The organism is Flavobacterium caseinilyticum, assembly GCF_004349085.1.
In the GTDB taxonomy this organism is placed as follows: domain Bacteria; phylum Bacteroidota; class Bacteroidia; order Flavobacteriales; family Flavobacteriaceae; genus Flavobacterium; species Flavobacterium caseinilyticum.
Genome location: NZ_SMFM01000004.1, coordinates 261,424 through 279,431, shown reverse-complemented (window position 1 = coordinate 279,431; position 18,008 = coordinate 261,424). Strand labels below are relative to the sequence as shown.

Below are 18,008 nucleotides of genomic sequence, written 5' to 3'. Positions count from 1 at the left end.
AACTTTGCGATTTTATTTCAGACAAACCTTGAAAAGATAATTGAGCCTCACAAAACCAATAAAAATATCTTTTCCAAAGAAAACAGAAAATCGGAAAAAAGAAAAAGAAAGCAATTTCAAAGGACGGGATGCAGACAGGACAAAAGGAAACGGAATAAGTCCCGAAGGGTGGTTTGTGAGGAACGAGCAAACCATTATGCCGTAGTCTTTTGGACAGGCTCATCCAGCACGTCCTACCTTGGTTTTCTTTTTATTATTTCTTTGGGTAAAATATAAAGTTCAACCCGTAGAAAGTCTGAAATGCTATGCCAATCAAAGACTTAAAATGCCGAAATGAAGAATGTATAAGTCTGATAATTACCTTTTGCCTGAAAATAAAATATCATGAAAAAAGATAAGCATAAAGATAAAGCACCGAAAAAAAAGAAAAAACCACTATTAACTCCAAAACCTGAAGAGGAAAAAAAGAGGACAATTAAAAAAAAGGATGATAGAAAGAAAATTCCATTTATACAGGTAGACAGGGGTGGAAACATGTTAAGCAATTTCTTCTCTAATTTTATCAAACAGTTTAAAAACCCAACAAAAACAGGGCTAAACAGACTGTTAGATAAACTATTGGTTATTAAAATTAAGGAAAGTGAAAAAAAGCCAGTACAGAAGCCTGAAAAACCTTTGGATATAATGGGGTCTGTAAAAACGGTTTTTCGTTATGTAAACAATGATAGCAGGAACAATTTAACTCCAAACGAAAAAGAATCATTGAGACAGCGTACAAACCTGCCAGTTAATATTGGCGTTAAGATGGAACAAAGCAAAGATGAGGAATTAAACAAACCAAGAAAAACCCGTTTAGGGATTTAGGGATTCACTAAATCCAGCTGTAGGGTTTATCTTTACGGTTAAGATAGCAGTACATCTCTTCCTTTTTAAGTTCAGGAAACAATTTTAAAGCCTTGTCAATGGCATAATTTGGAAGAAAATAAATTTCGTCACGAATCGCTTTCACCACCTTTTCAAAGCCGTAGAAACGAACAATTTCATCGATTTCTTCTTTTCCTCCACGCTCTACTATACGGGCAATAATAGTTTTATAGGCTCTCTCAAAGTCCATTGTATCTATGTCGAAATCCCAAAAAAATACTGGGTTTAGATTTGGGATTGCCTTATTTTTTTTAACTCGTGCCATGAAATAAATGTACGATTTTTTAACTTCTTATTCAAACGCTTAGCGTCTAAATCCACGTCCTTTATTGGGTGGAGGAATTTGATTTTTTGATTCAGAAAATAAAATAGTAGGATTGAAAACTGCTTTTTTTAGTCGCTGGGTTATTTTGTTCCAATTGTTTTCTTTGCCTTTCAGGAGTTTGACTTTTTCTTCTTTGTCTACATTCCTATGATCAATCAATGTAAGAACAGCCAGTCTCGGATTTCCATTTTATTTGTTTTGGGAAGTTTCTAAATAGGTTTTAAGGGAATGGTGTTCCAAAAGAAAATACATGTCAACAAAGTCTTTTATCCTTGTTCCGTTTTGGAAAATTGCATGAAGCTTCATAGCATAGATACCGCTATAACACTACAGCGGGTTTGAACCTAAATTAAGTCTATTATTCGGATTTGCCAAATCATTTCAAATACAAAACCAACTTCCCATCAAGTCAATTACCCAAATCCTTTGTAGCATTTATGTTAGCTGCTACTTTTTCTTATGATTTAGCTTTCAGTTCTTTTGTTATTTGTTTTATAAATTTCTCTTTATCTTTTTTTGCTTCTTTAATTGTTGCTTTTAAATCTGCTGACATTGCAAAGTATTTATCAGTCCAAATATAAATCTCCACAATTATAGGTAATAATTCTATCCCTTTTTGTGTGAGCTTATATAATTTTTTTGCTTTACTATCCGGATGTTCTAATTTATCAATAATTCCATTTTCTTCAAGCGATTTTAATCTCGCAGCTAAAATATTAGTTGCAATTCCTTCATCCGATTTTATAAAATCATTGTAGGTGCATTTGTTAGTGAACATCAAGTCTCTTATAATTAGTAATGACCATTTATCTCCAAAAACATCTAAGGAATAACTTAACGGACATTCTGATCTAGGTTGTATCATAAATAAAAAATATTTTTAAAAACAATTCACAAAGCACTTGCGAATTAAAAGTTGTTTTATATATTTGCACTTGCATTTTGCAAGCAAAAGCAAAAATAAATATAATTTTTTAAATACGAAGAAAATGAAGAAAAATATTTTAGTAACAGGAGCATCATCAGGTTTTGGATTGCTAATAGCCAACGAACTGCACAAAAAAGGTTATAATGTAATTGGTACAAGTCGAAATCCTGAAAAAGTGCAATCAGCAGTTCCTTTCAAAATGATAGCATTAGATCTTGATTTAGAGCAATCCATAACTGCATTACCTGAAAAACTTTACAAAGAAATCGATAAATTAGATGTACTAATAAATAATGCAGGTTATTTAGTTACTGGTATCGCAGAAGAAACACCAATTGAATTGGGTAGAAAACAATTTGAAACCAACTTTTGGGGGACAATAAAAGTAACAAATGCCATTTTACCACATTTTAGAAATCAAAAATCGGGTAAAATAATTACTGTTGGTTCAATCACAGGTCTTGTTGCTTTTCCAAGTACATCTTATTACGCTGCTTCTAAACATGCTTTGGAAGGATATTATAAAGCATTAAGATACGAACTACATGAGTTTAATATTCGTGTTGCAATGATTGAACCTGGTTCTTTCACAACAAATATTGTTAAAAATTCTTCAACTAACTCTAATAAAATTGAAGATTATAATTCATTGCGCAATAAAACTAAAAAATATGCTGATTTTATCGTAGCACAAGGTGAAAATCCTGTAATGGTTGCAGATAAAGTTCTCCAGATAGTTGAAACTGAAAATCCAAAATTTAGAAATTTAGTTGGAAAAGGTTTATCGTTACTAATCAATTTACAACACTTTGCCTACGGAATTTTAGAAAATAACATACTTAAACAACTAAATAAATAATAAAATGAAAAAAATATTTATCCTACTAATGTTAATTAATTTAGTTATGTTAAAAGCAAATGCACAAAATGTAAATTACACATATACAACTGTTCCAACGCAATTTGTAGAAGCGAACGAAATAAAATTTGCTTATCGTTCTTATGGTAAGCAAGGTGATATTCCTGTTATTTACTTTAATCACCTTGCGGCAAATCTTGATAATTGCGATCCAAGAATTATGGATTCAATTGCTTCAAATAGACATATTATTTCTTTTGACTATCGTGGCGTAGGTGCTACAACAGGAAAACAAGGAACAAGTATTCCCGATATGGCAAAAGATGCAATAGCTTTTATTCATGCTTTGGGATACAAACAAGTTGATATAATGGCGTTTTCTATGGGTGGTTTTATTACACAAGAATTACTATTAATAGAACCAACTTTAGCTCGTAAAATTATTCTTGCAGGAACAGGACCAAGAGGTGGAACAGGTGTTAGTGATGTCGTTAGTTTAACTTACAAAGATATTTTTAAAGGTATCTTTACATTCAGAGATCCTAAATTTTATTTGTTTTTTGCTCAAAATAAAGTAGGCAAAGAAGCTGCAAGTGATTTCTTAAAACGATTAAAAGAAAGAACCGAAAATCGTGATAAAAAAGTAAAATTAAGCGTGTTAGGCAAGCAATTGAAAGCTATTAAAATTTGGGGAAATGACAAACCTGCTGATTTAAGTGTTTTTAAGCATCCAGTTTTAGTTGTCAATGGCGATGTAGATAGAATGGTACCAACGACTAATTCTTATGATTTGGCAAAACGTCTTCCAAATGCCGAACCTGTAATCATTTATCCAAATTCAGGTCATGGTGGAGTTTTTCAATTTCATGAAGAATTTCTAAAAAAAGCAATTCCATTTTTAACAAAATAAAAATAAAAAAATGAAAGCATTTGTAGTAAAAAAATACGGTAAAAAAGAAACATTGAATTTAACAGATTGGGCTGAACCAATTGTAAATGAAAATGATGTATTGGTAGAAGTACATTCGGCAGGAGTCAATTTATTGGATTCACTTATCAGAAATGGTGAATTCAAATTGTTTCTACCATACAAACCACCATTTATAAATGGTCACGATGTGGCTGGTGTTGTAACAAAAATAGGTTCAAAAGTTAGTAAATTCAAAGTTGGCGATGAAGTTTATTCCCGTCCACCTGATTATCAAATTGGTACTTTTGCCGAATTCATTTCTATTGATGAAAAAGATGTAGCATTAAAACCAAAAAATCTTTCAATGGATGAAGCTGCTTCCATTCCATTAGTTGGTTTAACATCTTGGCAAGCTCTTGTAGAAATTGGTAATGTAAAAAAAGGTCAAAAAGTTTTCATTCAAGCTGGGTCTGGTGGTGTTGGTACATTTGCTATTCAACTAGCTAAACATTTAGGCGCTTTTGTAGCAACAACTACAAGTTCAAAAAATATTGATTTAGTAAAAAGCCTTGGTGCAGATTTAATTATTGATTACAAAATAGAAGATTTTGAAACCAAGTTAGAGGATTATGATTTAGTATTGCACAGCAATAGGGATGCTAAAATTCTTGAAAAATCATTACGAATTCTAAAACCTGGCGGACAATTAATTTCTCTTGTGGGTCCTCCTACACCTGAATTTGCTAATGCAATTGGTTTACCTTGGTATTTAAAATTTGTTATTAACCTTTTGAGTTTAAGCGCAAGAAAAAAAGCAAAGAAATTGAATATGTCTTTTAAATTCTTGTTTATGAGAGCAGAAGGAAAACAATTAGGAGAAATAACAAAATTAATAGAAGCAGGAATTATGAAACCAGTTATTGACAAAGTGTTTACATTTGAGCAAACTAACGAAGCATTATCCTATATTGAAACTGGTAGATCAAGAGGGAAAGTTGTTATAAAAGTTAAATAGTCTTTTTTATAAAATTTTTCATAAAGTAGCACCTAAAATATAAAGATAACAGGCGTACAGCTTTTTCAGTCTGGATTGTTTCCTGCCACGGATACCAGTGAGAGATAATATCTACCTTAACTTGACCTAAATCTAAAAGCACAGTGTTTTCAAGGATCTTTCTGATTTTTACCTGATGTTGATCTTTGAGATGGGAAAGCATTGCCTGTTCATCAAAATCTCTAATTGTAAACAGGTCAATATCTATTCTTAGCCGATGGTCTATCATAAGGCTAAGAGCCGTACCTCCAACAAGGCTGAGGCCTTTCAATTTTTCATCTTTCATAAGCCTTTGGAGAAGTTCCCACATCTCCTTGCTAACTGTTTCTTTGTAGAGCATAATTTCACGTTTCTCATGAAATTAATCCCGAAAGCGAGGCACTCTTAGAAAGGGTCCTGTCGTGGCTTTGTTTGACGGAAGTTGTCCTTAAGGTGAAAATCAACATGCGGAAATAATAAGCCAAATGCTTCCACATCCACCAATATTTAGAGGTCATTACTAATGATAAAGTATATTGGTTTTTAAATTGTTTAAACGAAACCAGTAATAACGGTAATGGAAAGCAACGGCAAAACCACACCGCATAAAGGAGGCAGGCATCCCAAGAAAGATCCCGCCGTTCACCGCTATTCTATAAGCCTTAGTGCTGAGGAAAATACACGATTCCTTTCTCTCTACGAAGCTTCACGAATGGATGTAATGGCCCATTTTATTACGGCATGTGTCTTCCAAAAAGGCATTACAATCGTAACGGTTGACAAGGCAACCAAGGATTACTATATGCGCCTGACCACCCTATTCGGACAGTTCAGGGCTGTAGGAACCAATTATAACCAAGTGGTAAAAATACTGTACCGCAATTTTTCTGAAAAAAAAGCCGCAGCCTATCTCTATAAATTGGAAAAACAGACAGCAGAAATGGCGGTATTGTGTCAAAAAATCATTCTACTAACTAAAGATTTTGAAGCAAAACACCTGAAAAAATGATAGCTAAGATAGGAAGAGGAAACAATCTGTATGGCGCATTGGCATACAATCAGCTCAAAGTGGAAAAGGAAAATGGGCAGGTTTTGTATACCAATAAGATAATTGAAACTCCTGATGGCATTTACGCCACTAGTCAACTGTTGCGTTCTTTTGAACCGTACCTGCTGGCCAATCGAAAGACTGAAAAACCAATATTACATATCTCTCTCAATCCTGATCCGAAGGATAAAGTAAGTGATGAACAATTTGAAAAGCTAGCGCAAAAGTATATGCAGAAAATGGGTTACGCTGAACAGCCTTTTGTGGTATTCAAGCATACAGATATTGAGCGGACCCATATTCATATCGTATCAGTTTGTGTGGATGAAGATGGCAGGAAAATATCGGATAAATTTGAAAAAAGACATTCGATGAATGTCTGTCGGGAATTGGAAAAACAATACTGCCTGATATCGGCTATCGAGAAAAAGCAAAATCCACAAAATCAAATATTCAAACCCGTTGATTATAAGGCTGGTGACATAAAGAGCCAGATGGCTTCGGTAATCCGTCATTTACCAAAGAACTATAAATTTGAGGGTTTCGGCACCTACAATGCCCTGCTTTCCCTTTTCAATATTACCGCCGAAGAAGTCAAGGGCGAATTTAATGGAATCCCAAAACAAGGACTGGTATATTTTGCATTAAATGAAAAGGGAGAAAAAGCAAGCAATGTTTTTAAAGCTTCGCTTTTCGGTAAACAGGCAGGATATGTTCACCTTCAACAACGCTATGCCCAGTCCAAAGAATTGTTGAAAAATGAGCCATCCAAAGCTTTGCTTAAGACAACCATTGAGATGTGCTTGCAGACGGCATCGGATGAAAAAGAATTCAAAAAAAGGTTGTTGGAACGGGGTATTAATACCGTTGTAAGACGAAATACCGAAGGCAGAGTTTATGGAATAACTTTTGTTGACCATAGTTCGAAATCCGTGTGGAATGGTTCGCAATTAGGCAAAAACCTTTCGGCTAACGTATTCAATTACTGGTGGAATAATGGCAATAAAATGGAGCAGCCTGTACAGGGAAATGGTGCTTCAAAGAACAATGCGACTATAAATGAAGATGTCAAACAATCACACAAGCTGTTTGACTTTTTGCTTAAGGAAAATATGTCCTATAGCCACGAAGAAAACAACCTTATTGAAGTCTTTGGAGGGTTATTATCCAATGGAAAAGCAGAAGACTATAATGAAGAATTATTTGTCAACCAAATGAAAAAGAAAGCCAGACGCAAAAAAAGGTAGTGCATACTATCAATTTTAATCGCCAGCCTTTTTGTTGATTCACGACAAAGGAGTGATTCATCAAATTGGCTGTACCAACTATTTTTTAAAACAAAGACTGTCCCGAGGATAAGGAGGGATTGTCTTTGTTTTTATAACTTTTTGTAATCTGGGTACTCGAATCTAAAAAAAATCACCTAGCATTCGCCGATCCATCCATCAGTTTTTGGATGTCGTCATAGCGGTAGTACATTAGCCCTCCAATCTTATTATAAGGAAGAGTGCCGTTTATTCTAAGGTTTTGCAGGGTACCAGCTGAAATACTTAAGAGTTTTCGAACCTCGTAACTCTTGAGCCATACTCGCGCTTCCTGGCCTTGTTTACGAGGATACTGCTGATATCTTCGGATTTCTTCTAACAATTCTTTTTTAAATCTATCAAGGTCATCCTTGGTAATAAGATCTACATTCATAATTCTCTCTTTTACATTGAATAATATCTAACTCAGATTTTGGCAGTTTTTACAAACCATTACAAAATAAACTCATGAGGAAATTAAAAAAGTAAAACTGTCCACGTTTGGCTCATTATGGCTCTCTATTACCAGAAAAATACAATTTTTATATAGTACACAAAAGGCGGACAGATGCTTTACTCCAGTTTAGTTAACGAACATTCTGAACGCGGTGGCATTTCTTTATACTTAAAGATCAAAAACCTTCTTGATAATGTATATTAACAATATAATCTCAACTATTCTCCAAAGCTATAATTCCGATATTTTTAGTTTCACAATAAGAAAACTTTTTCATAAACTTTTAAGGTGTTTAAAATCAATAATTTAAATTAGTTTTGAAATAAATTTCTACCATAGACTAAAATAACCAACCACTAAAGAAAGGAGGTGCTAACATGAGCGATAATCGAGAAGAAAATAGTACTGACGGACATTCTGTGTCAAAACTTTATGATGATATAGAGCGCGAGAAAGAAGATCGATTTGTAAAATTCATGATAGAAATTATGGTTTCCCTGACATTAAAAGAACTATATGGTCAAGAGAATGATGATTCCCATCAATCCTAATAAGTAGATAAAAAAAACTAATATATTATTGATTAATTGTGTATTAAAGAAAGGAATAATGCTAGGGCCTTTTATTATAGGTTCAAATTACTTTTTTTGGGCGATGAGGGGTTCGAACCCATAAAAAAACTTATAGCATTCGGGATATCTAGGACACGATTGTAGACATCCGCTGTTCAAGTTTGCGCATATCCTCGCTGAGTTTTTGTTCAACTACCTTAGCATAGATTTGAGTGGTACGAATACTTGTATGTCCAAGCATCTTTGATACACTCTCAATTGGTACACCGTTGCTCAGAGTAACGGTAGTTGCAAAGGTATGTCGCGCTATGTGAAATGTTAATATCTTTGTGATGCCACATATATCTGCTATCTCTTTAAGATAACCATTCATTCGCTGATTTGAAATTACAGGAAAAACCGTACCGTTATTTTGAGCCCTTGGATTATCACGGTATTTTTCAATAAGTTCTGTTGCTTGAGGTAATAGCGGTACACGAACACCTGTATCTGTCTTTGCCCTGATTGTTGATATCCACAGCCCACCATCTATGCCTGTGACAATATTCGTTGGGGAGAGTTCAGCGAGTTCAACATATGAAAGACCCGTATAGCAGCTAAACATAAACATATCCCTAACATGCCTAAGACGTTCGATAGCAAAATGTTTGTTTGCCAATGCTGTGAGCTCTTTATCGTTCAGGCACTCTCGCTCCACTTTGTCAAAATGCTTTTTAAAACTGGCAAAGGGATCTTTAGATAGCCAATCTAGCTTAACTGCCATATTTATCATTTTACGCAGTCTTTCGATATGCTTCATGATACCGTTATTATTAAGCGGCTTTTGATGGTCTTTAGGAACATAATTAAAAAGGTAGCGCTCAAAGTCCAAAATAAATTTATAAGTAAGTTGTGAAAGCACGATATCATTCCTATAGTATTTCTCCCTGAGGAATTTCTCAATATACCGCTGGGTTGTATAGTAATTCTTCATAGTGCCGGGAGCAAGTTTATGTAGTTGCTGTTCATTGTGATATTCTACCAGTGATACTAAAGTTGGAGCTAGGTGATCTGTGCCTAACACCCTGTCGCGTATTGCAGGGCCGTCTATCACAGCATCACTAAGTATCATCTGCTGATACGTATTTATGATTTTTGCCTTGAACTGGTTTAGGAACATGTTGAGTTCCACAGTTTCCTTACGGTTTCCCTTCGCCATACCTTTTCTGTCATCCCATTCATTTGCGTTCACCGAACGCTTTACAGAAATCTCGGTCCGTTTTCCATTTACAGTGACTCTGGCGCAGATTGGCGCCTTGCCTTGCATGGAGGTTTTTTGTGTCTTTAGGTAAAATAGTACCCCGAATGTTGTAGTAGCTGCTTTCATATTTCAAAAATTTAATGTTCAGATCATTTGCACATTAAATGGGTCCCAATACTGCCGAATTTTTGGTTAAAAAAACGCATACTTCGAGAAGCATCAAATGTTAAAATTTAAGTACAATTGACTGATTAATAGAATTTTAAATATTTTTTTGGGACCTAAAGGTAAAAAAAGAAAAGGGGTAGCCGAATAGGTCCCATTTTCTTTGATATAACTTGAATATTTTGGAGTTGAATAAAAAGAAAAACCCCTTAAATCATAGGATTTAAGGGGTTTTGACTGCCTTTAAGAGGCGTTATTGTCGGGGTGGCAGGATTCGAACCTGCGGCCTCCTGCTCCCAAAGCAGGCGCGATAACCGAGCTACGCTACACCCCGAAAGCGGTGGCAAATATAGCACTATTTTTGGCTTATGCAAAACTATTTCTGAAATAAGAAATAAATTTATTTCCCTCAGAAAACCGCATCAAAATACAATTCCCGATCGTGTTACAAATGTCAATTTCCCTAGCCCGGATGGAAGCGAAAAGCTTCGCAGCATTACTCCCTTATTTTCTTGCCATAAAAGAGCGACCGGAGGAAGCTCCTTTTAGGGCTTTAGAAAAAAGGGAGTAGTGCAAGAACTTGAAGCGCACAGCCGGAACAGCTCCAGAAAATCGGATTCGTTTTAAAAATGAAAATCTGTCAAATGGCAAGGAATCAAGCTTTAACAAATGTTAACAAAATAGATTTTTAGAAACCATAAATAATTGTATTTTTACGGTTCAAAATTTAGAAAAATAAATGGGCAAAATCATCGCGATTGCTAATCAAAAAGGGGGAGTTGGAAAGACGACAACATCTGTCAATCTTGCAGCTTCACTGGGAGTTTTAGAAAAGAAAGTATTACTTATTGACGCTGATCCGCAGGCCAATGCCTCTTCAGGATTAGGCATTGATGTTGAAGCGGTTGAAATTGGTACTTATCAAATTCTCGAACACAGCAATACTCCAAAAGAGGCTATCATAAAATGTTCCGCGATAAATGTCGATGTTATTCCATCACATATCGATCTTGTTGCCATTGAAATCGAATTAGTCGATAAAGAGAACAGGGAATATATGCTCAAAAAAGCATTGGAAAGCGTCAAAGATGACTACGATTATATCATCATTGATTGCGCACCATCGCTGGGACTACTTACCTTGAATGCTTTGACCGCTGCTGACTCGGTTATTATTCCAATTCAGTGTGAATATTTTGCATTGGAAGGTTTAGGGAAATTGCTGAACACCATAAAAAGTATACAAAAAATTCACAATCCAGATTTAGATATCGAAGGATTATTATTGACCATGTTTGACTCCCGCTTGCGTTTGTCAAATCAAGTGGTTGAAGAAGTTCAGAAACATTTTAACGACATGGTTTTTGAGACTATTATTCAGAGAAATGTAAAATTGAGCGAAGCACCAAGTTTTGGCGAAAGCATCATAAACTACGACGCGACAAGCAAAGGCGCTACCAATTACCTGCACCTGGCTCAAGAAGTTATAAAGAAAAACAGTAAATAGGTTTATGGCAAAAGCACTTAAAAAACAAGCCTTAGGAAGAGGATTATCCGCATTATTGAAAGATCCGGAAAACGATATAAAATCTGTTGACGATAAAAATGCCGATAAGGTTGTAGGAAATATTATTGAGCTGGAAATTGAGGCGATTGAAATAAATCCGTTTCAGCCCAGAAGCAATTTCAATGAGGAATCATTGCGAGAATTAGCGACTTCTATCAAAGAATTAGGCGTTATTCAGCCAATTACTGTGCGTAAATTAGACTTCAATAAATACCAGTTAATTTCGGGGGAACGTCGTCTTCGCGCCTCGACTCTTGTAGGGTTGAAAACGGTTCCTGCTTACATAAGGATTGCAAATGACAACGAATCATTGGTTATGGCCTTGGTGGAAAACATCCAGCGCCATGATTTAGATCCAATTGAAATTGCACTTTCGTACCAGCGTTTGATTGACGAAATTCAACTGACTCAGGAACAAATGAGCGAGCGAGTAGGAAAAAAACGTTCTACAATTGCTAATTATCTGAGACTTTTGAAACTAGATCCTATAATTCAAACCGGAATTCGTGATGGTTTCATCAGTATGGGTCATGGTCGTGCAATAATCAATATTGAAGATCAGGATATTCAAACTGATATTTATCAAAAAATTGTCAGTCAAAATCTATCGGTTCGGGATACGGAAGCTTTGGTTAAAAATTATCAGGAAAGTCTAAAACCAAAACCTGTCGGAAAAGCGAAGGCAGCTTCATTCGAAATCGCGGATTCCCAAAAAAGTACTTTTACAAATTATTTTGGAACCAAAGTAGATGTGAAAGTGGCCGGCAACGGAAAAGGAAAAATCACTATTCCATTTCATTCTGAAGAAGATTTCAACAGAATAATTAAATTAATTAACGAGTAGTGTTTAAAATCCTTTCCATAGCTCTTTTTCTTTTTATAATGGGAAATACTACTGTTTTTGCTCAAACGGAAAAAGAAACAGTGTTGATCGCTACAGATACTTTAAAATCGAATGACATCGATCCTTTGACACCGGCAAAAGCAGCTTTTTATTCGGCAATTTTACCGGGTTTGGGTCAGGCTTACAACAAAAAATACTGGAAAATCCCGATTGTATATGGCGCCATTGGAACCAGCGTTTATTTTTACCTCGACAATAATAAAAAATACCATCGGTATAGAGATGCCTACAAAAGCAGATTAGAAGGGCTTACCACAGACGATTTAGCTTTTTTGGATAACGACCGATTAATTGCAGGACAGAAATTCTACCAGCGTAATCGGGATCTGTCAGCTTTGGTAACTTTGGCTCTTTATGCGTTAAACATTCTTGATGCTAATGTGGATGCAGCCTTATTGCAGTTTAACGTAGACGAGAATTTATCTGTTAAACCTGTTCTTTATCCAAACGATGTAACATTTAAAACAAATGTAGGTCTAACATTAAATTATAATTTCTAGACCTTAATTATCCAGCTTGAAAATAACTCATTATGTCATTACTTCATAAAATAGGAAAAAAATATTTTTTTATTATCACTACAGTTTTGTTGTTAATCACATTAGTAAATTATTCCGAAATTAGAGCGCTTGATTCTATTCGAATGAATGATTTCTTCGCTGGATTCTTTGCTGGAACTCTAATAGCATTATTGCTTGCAGGAATCGTTCAGTACTCAAAATTTAAAAAATAAAAGATGAAAATTGCACTATTAGGATACGGAAAGATGGGCCAGGTAATTGAAAGAATTGCAATTGAAAGAGGTCACGAAATCGTTTTGAAAAAAGATGAAAATTCTACCTTTGAAGGTCTTTCGAATGCTGATGTGGCCATTGATTTCAGCGTTCCCACTGCGGCGGTGAGTAATATTTCCAGTTGTTTTAATGCTAACATACCCGTAATTTCAGGAACAACAGGCTGGCTGGAAAACTACGATGAAGTGGCGGCTCTTTGTTATGAAAAAAATGGAGCGTTGATTTCCAGTTCTAACTTTAGCTTAGGAGTAAATGTTTTTTTTGAACTTAATGAATATTTGGCTAAAATCATGTCAAAATTTGAAAGTTACAAAGTAGAAATGGAAGAAATTCATCATACCCAGAAATTAGACGAGCCAAGCGGTACCGCGATTTCATTAGCAAACGGAATTATTGAAAACAGTAAGTACAACAACTGGACTTTGAAAAATCCTGAAGCAAACCAAATTCATATTGAAGCCAAAAGAAGTGGAACTGTCCCGGGAACCCATATAGTGACTTATAATTCAGCTGTGGATGCGATAGAAATCAAACATACCGCTCATAATCGTGAGGGATTCGCAATTGGTGCCGTAATCGCTGCAGAATGGATTATTGGCAAACAAGGAATTTTCACAATGAAAGATGTTTTAGAATTAAAATAAAATTATTCGCCTGTTTAAGCAAATTTCTAATGAGAAAACCTTAAACATTAAACTTTAAACAAAAAAATATGTCAGTATATCAATGGTTTATATTTTTTCTTCTTGTCCAAATAGTTCACTTTTTAGGAACCTGGAAATTATATGAAGCTGCCGGAAGGAAACGGTGGGAAGCTGCAATCCCCGTTTACAACGCAATAGTTTTGATGAAAATAATAGGACGCCCTACTTGGTGGACCATCTTATTATTTATTCCTATTATCAATCTGATCATGTTTCCCGTTATCTGGGTCGAAACGCTGCGAAGTTTTGGAAAACGATCTGGTTTAGATACTTTTTTAGTATTGATAACACTTGGGTTTTACATTTATTATGTGAACTATACCCAAAAATTAGACTATGTTGCCGATAGAAGTCTGAGTCCAGAAAACAAAGCTGCTGACACTGTTAGCTCGCTACTTTTTGCAATTGTCGTAGCAACCATTGTTCATACATATTTCATTCAACCGTTCACAATCCCAACATCTTCACTCGAAAAATCATTGTTGGTAGGTGACTTTTTATTTGTCAGCAAAATGAATTATGGCGCCAGAGTTCCCATGACAACCGTTGCTTTACCAATGGTTCATGACTCGATTCCTTTGACAAAAAGCAAATCGTATCTGACATGGCCGCAATTGCCCTACATGAGATTGCCTGGAATTCAGAATATAGATCGAAGCGATATAGTAGTGTTTAACTGGCCGGTCGATACCGTTTACAGATTTTTTGATACGTCAAAAAGACGTGCCTACAAACCCGTTGATAAGAAATCAAATTATGTAAAAAGATGTGTTGGTATTCCTGGAGATAATTTATCTATAAAAGATGGAATCGTTTATATCGATGGCAAAATACTGCAGTTGCCCGAAAGAGCAAAACCACAGTTCTCCTATAAAGTTGCATTAGACGGAAAAACACCAATTGATTTTGAATATTTATTCAAAGATCTGGATATTACGGATCCTTCAGGCTTCATAAATGAAAATAGCAGAGACACTTTATTCTTCAGCGCCTTAACCCAAGTGGGTGCCGAACGCCTAAAAAACACACCGGGTATTACTGCTGTCATCAGACAAATATCGAAAGATGTTGACAATGGTGTTTTTCCCCATATCAATAAATGGAATCGTGACAATTACGGACCTGTTTACATTCCGGAAGAAGGCAAAACGGTTGCCTTAACTGCCGAGTCATTACCTTTTTACAAAGGTATCATTACGGATTATGAAAACAATGAATTACAAGTTAATGGCTCAGAGATTAGAATAAATGGCGCAATAGCTACTACTTACACCTTTAAACAAAATTATTACTGGATGATGGGAGATAACCGTCATAACTCTGAAGACAGCCGCTATTGGGGATTTGTACCTCAAAACCATGTTGTAGGAAAGCCCATTTTTATCTGGCTGAGTATCGATCCTAATGGAAAAGGATTAAATAAAATACGTTGGGACAGGGTTTTCACAACCGTAAGTGGTGAAGGACAACCACAATCGTATTTTAAATTATTTCTTCTTGGACTCGTAATTTTCTTCGTAGGAGAATATTTTTGGAAAAAAAGAAAAGAGAGAAATGCTTAAACAAAAAATGTTTAAAGTTTATGGTTTGAAGTCAAATAACAACCTTAAACTTTAAACTTTAAACTAAGAAATAAATGAACATTCTCCTCCATCCCACTTATTTTCCATCGATTAGTCATTTTGCTGCAATAGCACAATCAGAGAATATTACGTTTGAAATTGATGATAATTTCCAGAAACAAACCAATCGCAACCGTACTTATATTTACAGTCCAAACGGAATTCAAATGTTGAATATTCCTGTAAAACATTCTAAAGAAAGTCACCAAAAAACAAAAGATATCCAGATAGAAACTGATTTTGACTGGCAAAAACAACATTTTAAATCCTTGGAAGCAGCTTACAGAAGCTCACCTTTTTTTGAATTTTTTGAAGATGACCTGCGTCTTATCTTTGAAAAAAAACACAATTTTTTATTGGATTTAAATTTTGAAACATTGGAAATTATAACCAGATGTTTGCGAATGAAATTGGAGTATACCACGACGAAAGAATATTTTCACGAAGTGGATGCAAATGATTATAAAGACTTTAGATATTTAGTAAACGGAAAAAAAGATCCCTCTGCTTTTGAAAGGTACACTCAGGTTTTTGATGATAAACACGGCTTTATCAATAATCTAAGTGTTCTGGATTTATTGTTCAATGAAGGAAAATATGCAATGGATTATTTAAAAAAACAGGAATTAATCATCAAATAGCTACCGAATCACTTTTACTCCAGCGTCAATCTCGCCATGATAGGAAAGTGGTCTGAATTAAAAAATGCAGGGAAATTTTCAAATTTTTTCACCTTCATTTTTTCATCTGCAAAAATATAATCGATTCTGGCTGGATAGTACCTGAATTTGTAGGTCTCTCCAAAACCTGTTCCCGCTTCTTCAAAACTGTCTTTCATTTTTCCTTTTATATTTCTGTACACATAGGAAAAAGCGCTGTTATTCATATCTCCACAAATGATAGTTGGATAAATCGATTTCATTTTATGTTCCTTGAACAATTCCGCCTGTTGCTGCTGCTGTTTGAATGCTTTACTAATCCGAATGATAAGCTTTTGCGATTTCTGTTGATTGATAGCATCGATATTTTCATCAATTTCGTTAACATCCGGTGAAATCTTGATCGATTGCAAATGCATATTGTAAACTCTGATAATATCTTTTCCTTTTTTTATATCAGCAAAAACCACATTATTGCTTGAATTTGGAAAAACAATATTCCCTTGATCTATTATCGGAAATTTTGAAAAAATAGCCTGACCGGTTTTTATCTGATCACCGCCGGTAAAAATGTAGCGGTGCGGATAGATCTTCAAATCAATATTTGCGGAAGTGGAATATTCCTGAATGCAAAGAATATCAGGATTTTTGTCATTTATAAACGTTAAAATATCTGTAGGAACATCATCTCTGTCAATCCATTTGAAAACATTAAACAAACGGACGTTATAACTCATTACAGTAAAATCCTTCTCCTCTTTTGAAAAATCCTTTTGAGAAAATTTGTAAAATTTGTTTATAAATGTAATTCCCAGCAGTAAAACCAGTCCCGAAACTATTAATTGCTTTTTGAATTGTATGGCCCAATAAATAAAAAACAATGCATTCAATAAAAAGAAAAGAGGCATGAAAAGTGTTAAAACAGACAAAATCGGGAAGGATTTTGGTGCTAAAAAAGGCAACAAATAGGCAATAAAAGTCAGTAGAACGAGCAGTATATTCAAAAAAAACATGCCTTTGTTAAACCATGAAAGATTTTTCATTTTTTTATGTGTTTTAATTTCAACAAACCGTTAAGTGATTATTTCCCCGCTTTGAACAAAAATTCTTTTTCTTCTTTGGTTAAGCTGTCATAACCCGACTGACTGATCTTATCTAGTATTTCATCAATCTGCTGCTGCGATTTGTCTTTCACGATTATTCTTGAAGAGACACTTTTTTCAATAGGGCGACTGAAATTTTTGTGTACTTTTTTGAATGGTTTTTTATCTTTTTTCTTGAATAGATTTACAAGAAAGTCTAAGCAACGAGTTACTAAGATACTTAAATCAGTTCCATTTTGAAGCATCTTCATGAATATAAATCCAAAAAAAGCTCCAGAAAGGTGAGAAATATGGCCTCCGGTATTTCCTAGACGAAATTGCATTAAATCAAGGATAATGATTACCGCCGAAATATGCCACAACTTAACGTTACCGATAAACAATAACCGAATTTCCATCAGCGGGCGATAGGTTGTTGTCGCTACCAAAATTGCCATAATTGCAGCCGAAGCGCCGACAATTGAAGAGCTTAAATCCAAAAAATAATATCCTAAAACAAAGGCGATTCCGGCAAAGATAGCGCTCAAAATATACAACCCTAAATATTGTTTGGGAGTAAAAAATATTAAAAACAAATTGCTTGAAAAATTCAGCACAACCATATTAAAAAACAAATGCCAAAATCCATCGTGAAAAAAAGCATAGGTCAGAAAGGTCCACGGTGTAAATATAAAGGTAGAGGGCTCAGAAGAAAGAGCAATCCATGTTGGAAAATCAAATGCACCGGTCTTAAACTGAAAAAAAAATAGTAAGGAGACCAAAAAGCAAAACACATTCAAGAAGAGCAGCTTGATTACTATTCCTCCCGTACTGTACTGCAATTTAAGGTCATCAATGATATTCATAACGTATTTTTTATATGGTCTTGTTTTTTGTTCGCAATAAAGTGT

At 34.8% G+C, this 18,008-nt stretch carries 23 protein-coding genes and 1 tRNA gene; 15 read left to right on the top strand and 9 right to left on the bottom strand.

Going from position 1 to position 18,008, the window contains the following annotated elements:
- Nucleotides 1-40: 40 nt before the first annotated feature.
- The gene (locus tag E0F89_RS17125; RefSeq protein WP_165930014.1) at nucleotides 41-205 is read left to right on the top strand and encodes a hypothetical protein; all 165 of its coding nucleotides are present in this window, start codon (nucleotides 41-43) and stop codon (nucleotides 203-205) included.
- 179 nt (nucleotides 206-384) lie between these two features.
- Nucleotides 385-864, top strand: a complete 480-nt coding sequence (locus E0F89_RS11050; protein ID WP_131909830.1) for a hypothetical protein — start codon at nucleotides 385-387, stop codon at nucleotides 862-864.
- A gap of 7 nt (nucleotides 865-871) precedes the next feature.
- On the opposite strand, the gene E0F89_RS11045 is transcribed toward E0F89_RS11050, so the two are convergent.
- From E0F89_RS11045 to E0F89_RS11035, 3 genes are all read right to left on the bottom strand, one after another.
- A complete protein-coding gene (locus E0F89_RS11045) occupies nucleotides 872-1,189 on the bottom strand; it encodes a DUF6922 domain-containing protein (RefSeq protein WP_131909829.1) in 318 nt (105 codons plus the stop codon).
- Between the two features lie 249 nt (nucleotides 1,190-1,438).
- Complete coding sequence (locus tag E0F89_RS17555) at nucleotides 1,439-1,555, bottom strand: hypothetical protein (protein WP_131909828.1); 117 nt, start codon at nucleotides 1,553-1,555, stop codon at nucleotides 1,439-1,441.
- Nucleotides 1,556-1,706: 151 nt separating this feature from the next.
- Complete coding sequence (locus E0F89_RS11035; protein WP_131909827.1) at nucleotides 1,707-2,114, bottom strand: winged helix-turn-helix transcriptional regulator; 408 nt, start codon at nucleotides 2,112-2,114, stop codon at nucleotides 1,707-1,709.
- Between the two features lie 124 nt (nucleotides 2,115-2,238).
- On the opposite strand from E0F89_RS11035, the gene E0F89_RS11030 reads away from it, so the two are divergent.
- Genes E0F89_RS11030 through E0F89_RS11020 form a run of 3 tightly spaced genes read left to right on the top strand, consistent with a single transcriptional unit; the run spans nucleotide 2,239 to nucleotide 4,961 of the window.
- Entirely contained in the window at nucleotides 2,239-3,036 is a 798-nt protein-coding gene (locus E0F89_RS11030) for an SDR family oxidoreductase (RefSeq protein ID WP_131909826.1), read from the top strand.
- Between the two features lie 4 nt (nucleotides 3,037-3,040).
- Nucleotides 3,041-3,946, top strand: a complete 906-nt coding sequence (locus tag E0F89_RS11025; protein WP_243699509.1) for an alpha/beta fold hydrolase — start codon at nucleotides 3,041-3,043, stop codon at nucleotides 3,944-3,946.
- 10 nt (nucleotides 3,947-3,956) lie between these two features.
- Nucleotides 3,957-4,961 (top strand): NADP-dependent oxidoreductase, encoded by a 1,005-nt coding sequence (locus E0F89_RS11020; protein ID WP_131909825.1) that lies wholly within the window; start codon nucleotides 3,957-3,959, stop codon nucleotides 4,959-4,961.
- On the opposite strand, the gene E0F89_RS11015 is transcribed toward E0F89_RS11020, so the two are convergent.
- On the bottom strand, nucleotides 4,954-5,340 hold the full coding sequence (locus E0F89_RS11015; RefSeq protein ID WP_131909824.1) for a nucleotidyl transferase AbiEii/AbiGii toxin family protein: 387 nt from the start codon (nucleotides 5,338-5,340) through the stop codon (nucleotides 4,954-4,956). The two genes, E0F89_RS11020 and E0F89_RS11015, sit on opposite strands and share 8 nt — an antisense overlap.
- A gap of 216 nt (nucleotides 5,341-5,556) precedes the next feature.
- Between E0F89_RS11015 and mobA the strand changes: the two genes are divergently transcribed.
- Both mobA and mobB read left to right on the top strand, forming a co-directional pair.
- Entirely contained in the window at nucleotides 5,557-5,988 is a 432-nt protein-coding gene (gene mobA, locus E0F89_RS11010; RefSeq protein WP_131909823.1) for a conjugal transfer protein MobA, read from the top strand.
- On the top strand, nucleotides 5,985-7,274 hold the full coding sequence (gene mobB / locus E0F89_RS11005; protein ID WP_131909822.1) for a conjugal transfer protein MobB: 1,290 nt from the start codon (nucleotides 5,985-5,987) through the stop codon (nucleotides 7,272-7,274). Before mobA ends, mobB begins: the two co-directional genes overlap by 4 nt.
- A 172-nt stretch (nucleotides 7,275-7,446) precedes the next feature.
- Here the strand turns inward: mobB and E0F89_RS11000 are convergent, their stop codons facing one another.
- Complete coding sequence (locus E0F89_RS11000; RefSeq protein WP_131909821.1) at nucleotides 7,447-7,725, bottom strand: helix-turn-helix domain-containing protein; 279 nt, start codon at nucleotides 7,723-7,725, stop codon at nucleotides 7,447-7,449.
- A 440-nt stretch (nucleotides 7,726-8,165) separates the two neighbouring features.
- Between E0F89_RS11000 and E0F89_RS17120 the strand changes: the two genes are divergently transcribed.
- Nucleotides 8,166-8,339: a hypothetical protein gene (locus E0F89_RS17120; RefSeq protein WP_165930013.1), complete on the top strand. Its 174-nt coding sequence runs from the start codon at nucleotides 8,166-8,168 to the stop codon at nucleotides 8,337-8,339.
- A gap of 148 nt (nucleotides 8,340-8,487) precedes the next feature.
- On the opposite strand, the gene E0F89_RS10995 is transcribed toward E0F89_RS17120, so the two are convergent.
- Both E0F89_RS10995 and E0F89_RS10990 read right to left on the bottom strand, forming a co-directional pair.
- On the bottom strand, nucleotides 8,488-9,726 hold the full coding sequence (locus tag E0F89_RS10995) for a site-specific integrase (RefSeq protein WP_131909820.1): 1,239 nt from the start codon (nucleotides 9,724-9,726) through the stop codon (nucleotides 8,488-8,490).
- A 298-nt stretch (nucleotides 9,727-10,024) separates the two neighbouring features.
- Nucleotides 10,025-10,099 (bottom strand) — tRNA-Pro (locus E0F89_RS10990).
- 405 nt (nucleotides 10,100-10,504) lie between these two features.
- Here E0F89_RS10990 and E0F89_RS10985 point away from each other — a divergent pair.
- From E0F89_RS10985 to E0F89_RS10955, 7 genes are all read left to right on the top strand, one after another.
- Nucleotides 10,505-11,272, top strand: a complete 768-nt coding sequence (locus E0F89_RS10985) for a ParA family protein (protein ID WP_131909819.1) — start codon at nucleotides 10,505-10,507, stop codon at nucleotides 11,270-11,272.
- Between the two features lie 4 nt (nucleotides 11,273-11,276).
- Nucleotides 11,277-12,176, top strand: coding sequence for a ParB/RepB/Spo0J family partition protein (locus E0F89_RS10980; protein WP_131909818.1), 900 nt, complete (start codon nucleotides 11,277-11,279; stop codon nucleotides 12,174-12,176).
- A 38-nt stretch (nucleotides 12,177-12,214) separates the two neighbouring features.
- A complete protein-coding gene (locus E0F89_RS10975; protein WP_131909817.1) occupies nucleotides 12,215-12,736 on the top strand; it encodes a DUF5683 domain-containing protein in 522 nt (173 codons plus the stop codon).
- A 32-nt stretch (nucleotides 12,737-12,768) separates the two neighbouring features.
- A complete protein-coding gene (locus E0F89_RS10970; RefSeq protein WP_131909816.1) occupies nucleotides 12,769-12,969 on the top strand; it encodes a hypothetical protein in 201 nt (66 codons plus the stop codon).
- A gap of 3 nt (nucleotides 12,970-12,972) precedes the next feature.
- The gene (dapB, locus tag E0F89_RS10965) at nucleotides 12,973-13,674 is read left to right on the top strand and encodes a 4-hydroxy-tetrahydrodipicolinate reductase (RefSeq protein ID WP_131909815.1); all 702 of its coding nucleotides are present in this window, start codon (nucleotides 12,973-12,975) and stop codon (nucleotides 13,672-13,674) included.
- Nucleotides 13,675-13,742: 68 nt separating this feature from the next.
- Nucleotides 13,743-15,296, top strand: a complete 1,554-nt coding sequence (lepB, locus tag E0F89_RS10960) for a signal peptidase I (RefSeq protein ID WP_131909814.1) — start codon at nucleotides 13,743-13,745, stop codon at nucleotides 15,294-15,296.
- Between the two features lie 74 nt (nucleotides 15,297-15,370).
- A complete protein-coding gene (locus E0F89_RS10955; protein WP_131909813.1) occupies nucleotides 15,371-15,997 on the top strand; it encodes a WbqC family protein in 627 nt (208 codons plus the stop codon).
- Between the two features lie 14 nt (nucleotides 15,998-16,011).
- Here E0F89_RS10955 and E0F89_RS10950 read toward each other — a convergent pair whose 3' ends face one another.
- Both E0F89_RS10950 and E0F89_RS10945 read right to left on the bottom strand, forming a co-directional pair.
- Nucleotides 16,012-17,058, bottom strand: coding sequence for an endonuclease/exonuclease/phosphatase family protein (locus tag E0F89_RS10950; protein WP_131909812.1), 1,047 nt, complete (start codon nucleotides 17,056-17,058; stop codon nucleotides 16,012-16,014).
- A gap of 38 nt (nucleotides 17,059-17,096) precedes the next feature.
- Nucleotides 17,097-17,963 (bottom strand): rhomboid family intramembrane serine protease, encoded by an 867-nt coding sequence (locus tag E0F89_RS10945; protein ID WP_131909811.1) that lies wholly within the window; start codon nucleotides 17,961-17,963, stop codon nucleotides 17,097-17,099.
- Nucleotides 17,964-18,008: the final 45 nt, after the last annotated feature.

Coding starts and splice junctions, on each gene's coding strand:
- E0F89_RS11050 (WP_131909830.1), top strand. CDS start 385: ATGAAAAAAGATAAGCATAAAGATAAAGCACCGAAAAAAAAGAAAAAA.
- E0F89_RS11045 (WP_131909829.1), bottom strand. CDS start 1,189: ATGGCACGAGTTAAAAAAAATAAGGCAATCCCAAATCTAAACCCAGTA.
- E0F89_RS17555 (WP_131909828.1), bottom strand. CDS start 1,555: ATGAAGCTTCATGCAATTTTCCAAAACGGAACAAGGATAAAAGACTTT.
- E0F89_RS11035 (WP_131909827.1), bottom strand. CDS start 2,114: ATGATACAACCTAGATCAGAATGTCCGTTAAGTTATTCCTTAGATGTT.
- E0F89_RS11030 (WP_131909826.1), top strand. CDS start 2,239: ATGAAGAAAAATATTTTAGTAACAGGAGCATCATCAGGTTTTGGATTG.
- E0F89_RS11025 (WP_243699509.1), top strand. CDS start 3,041: ATGAAAAAAATATTTATCCTACTAATGTTAATTAATTTAGTTATGTTA.
- E0F89_RS11020 (WP_131909825.1), top strand. CDS start 3,957: ATGAAAGCATTTGTAGTAAAAAAATACGGTAAAAAAGAAACATTGAAT.
- E0F89_RS11015 (WP_131909824.1), bottom strand. CDS start 5,340: ATGCTCTACAAAGAAACAGTTAGCAAGGAGATGTGGGAACTTCTCCAA.
- mobA (WP_131909823.1), top strand. CDS start 5,557: ATGGAAAGCAACGGCAAAACCACACCGCATAAAGGAGGCAGGCATCCC.
- mobB (WP_131909822.1), top strand. CDS start 5,985: ATGATAGCTAAGATAGGAAGAGGAAACAATCTGTATGGCGCATTGGCA.
- E0F89_RS11000 (WP_131909821.1), bottom strand. CDS start 7,725: ATGAATGTAGATCTTATTACCAAGGATGACCTTGATAGATTTAAAAAA.
- E0F89_RS17120 (WP_165930013.1), top strand. CDS start 8,166: ATGAGCGATAATCGAGAAGAAAATAGTACTGACGGACATTCTGTGTCA.
- E0F89_RS10995 (WP_131909820.1), bottom strand. CDS start 9,726: ATGAAAGCAGCTACTACAACATTCGGGGTACTATTTTACCTAAAGACA.
- E0F89_RS10985 (WP_131909819.1), top strand. CDS start 10,505: ATGGGCAAAATCATCGCGATTGCTAATCAAAAAGGGGGAGTTGGAAAG.
- E0F89_RS10980 (WP_131909818.1), top strand. CDS start 11,277: ATGGCAAAAGCACTTAAAAAACAAGCCTTAGGAAGAGGATTATCCGCA.
- E0F89_RS10975 (WP_131909817.1), top strand. CDS start 12,215: ATGGGAAATACTACTGTTTTTGCTCAAACGGAAAAAGAAACAGTGTTG.
- E0F89_RS10970 (WP_131909816.1), top strand. CDS start 12,769: ATGTCATTACTTCATAAAATAGGAAAAAAATATTTTTTTATTATCACT.
- dapB (WP_131909815.1), top strand. CDS start 12,973: ATGAAAATTGCACTATTAGGATACGGAAAGATGGGCCAGGTAATTGAA.
- lepB (WP_131909814.1), top strand. CDS start 13,743: ATGTCAGTATATCAATGGTTTATATTTTTTCTTCTTGTCCAAATAGTT.
- E0F89_RS10955 (WP_131909813.1), top strand. CDS start 15,371: ATGAACATTCTCCTCCATCCCACTTATTTTCCATCGATTAGTCATTTT.
- E0F89_RS10950 (WP_131909812.1), bottom strand. CDS start 17,058: ATGAAAAATCTTTCATGGTTTAACAAAGGCATGTTTTTTTTGAATATA.
- E0F89_RS10945 (WP_131909811.1), bottom strand. CDS start 17,963: ATGAATATCATTGATGACCTTAAATTGCAGTACAGTACGGGAGGAATA.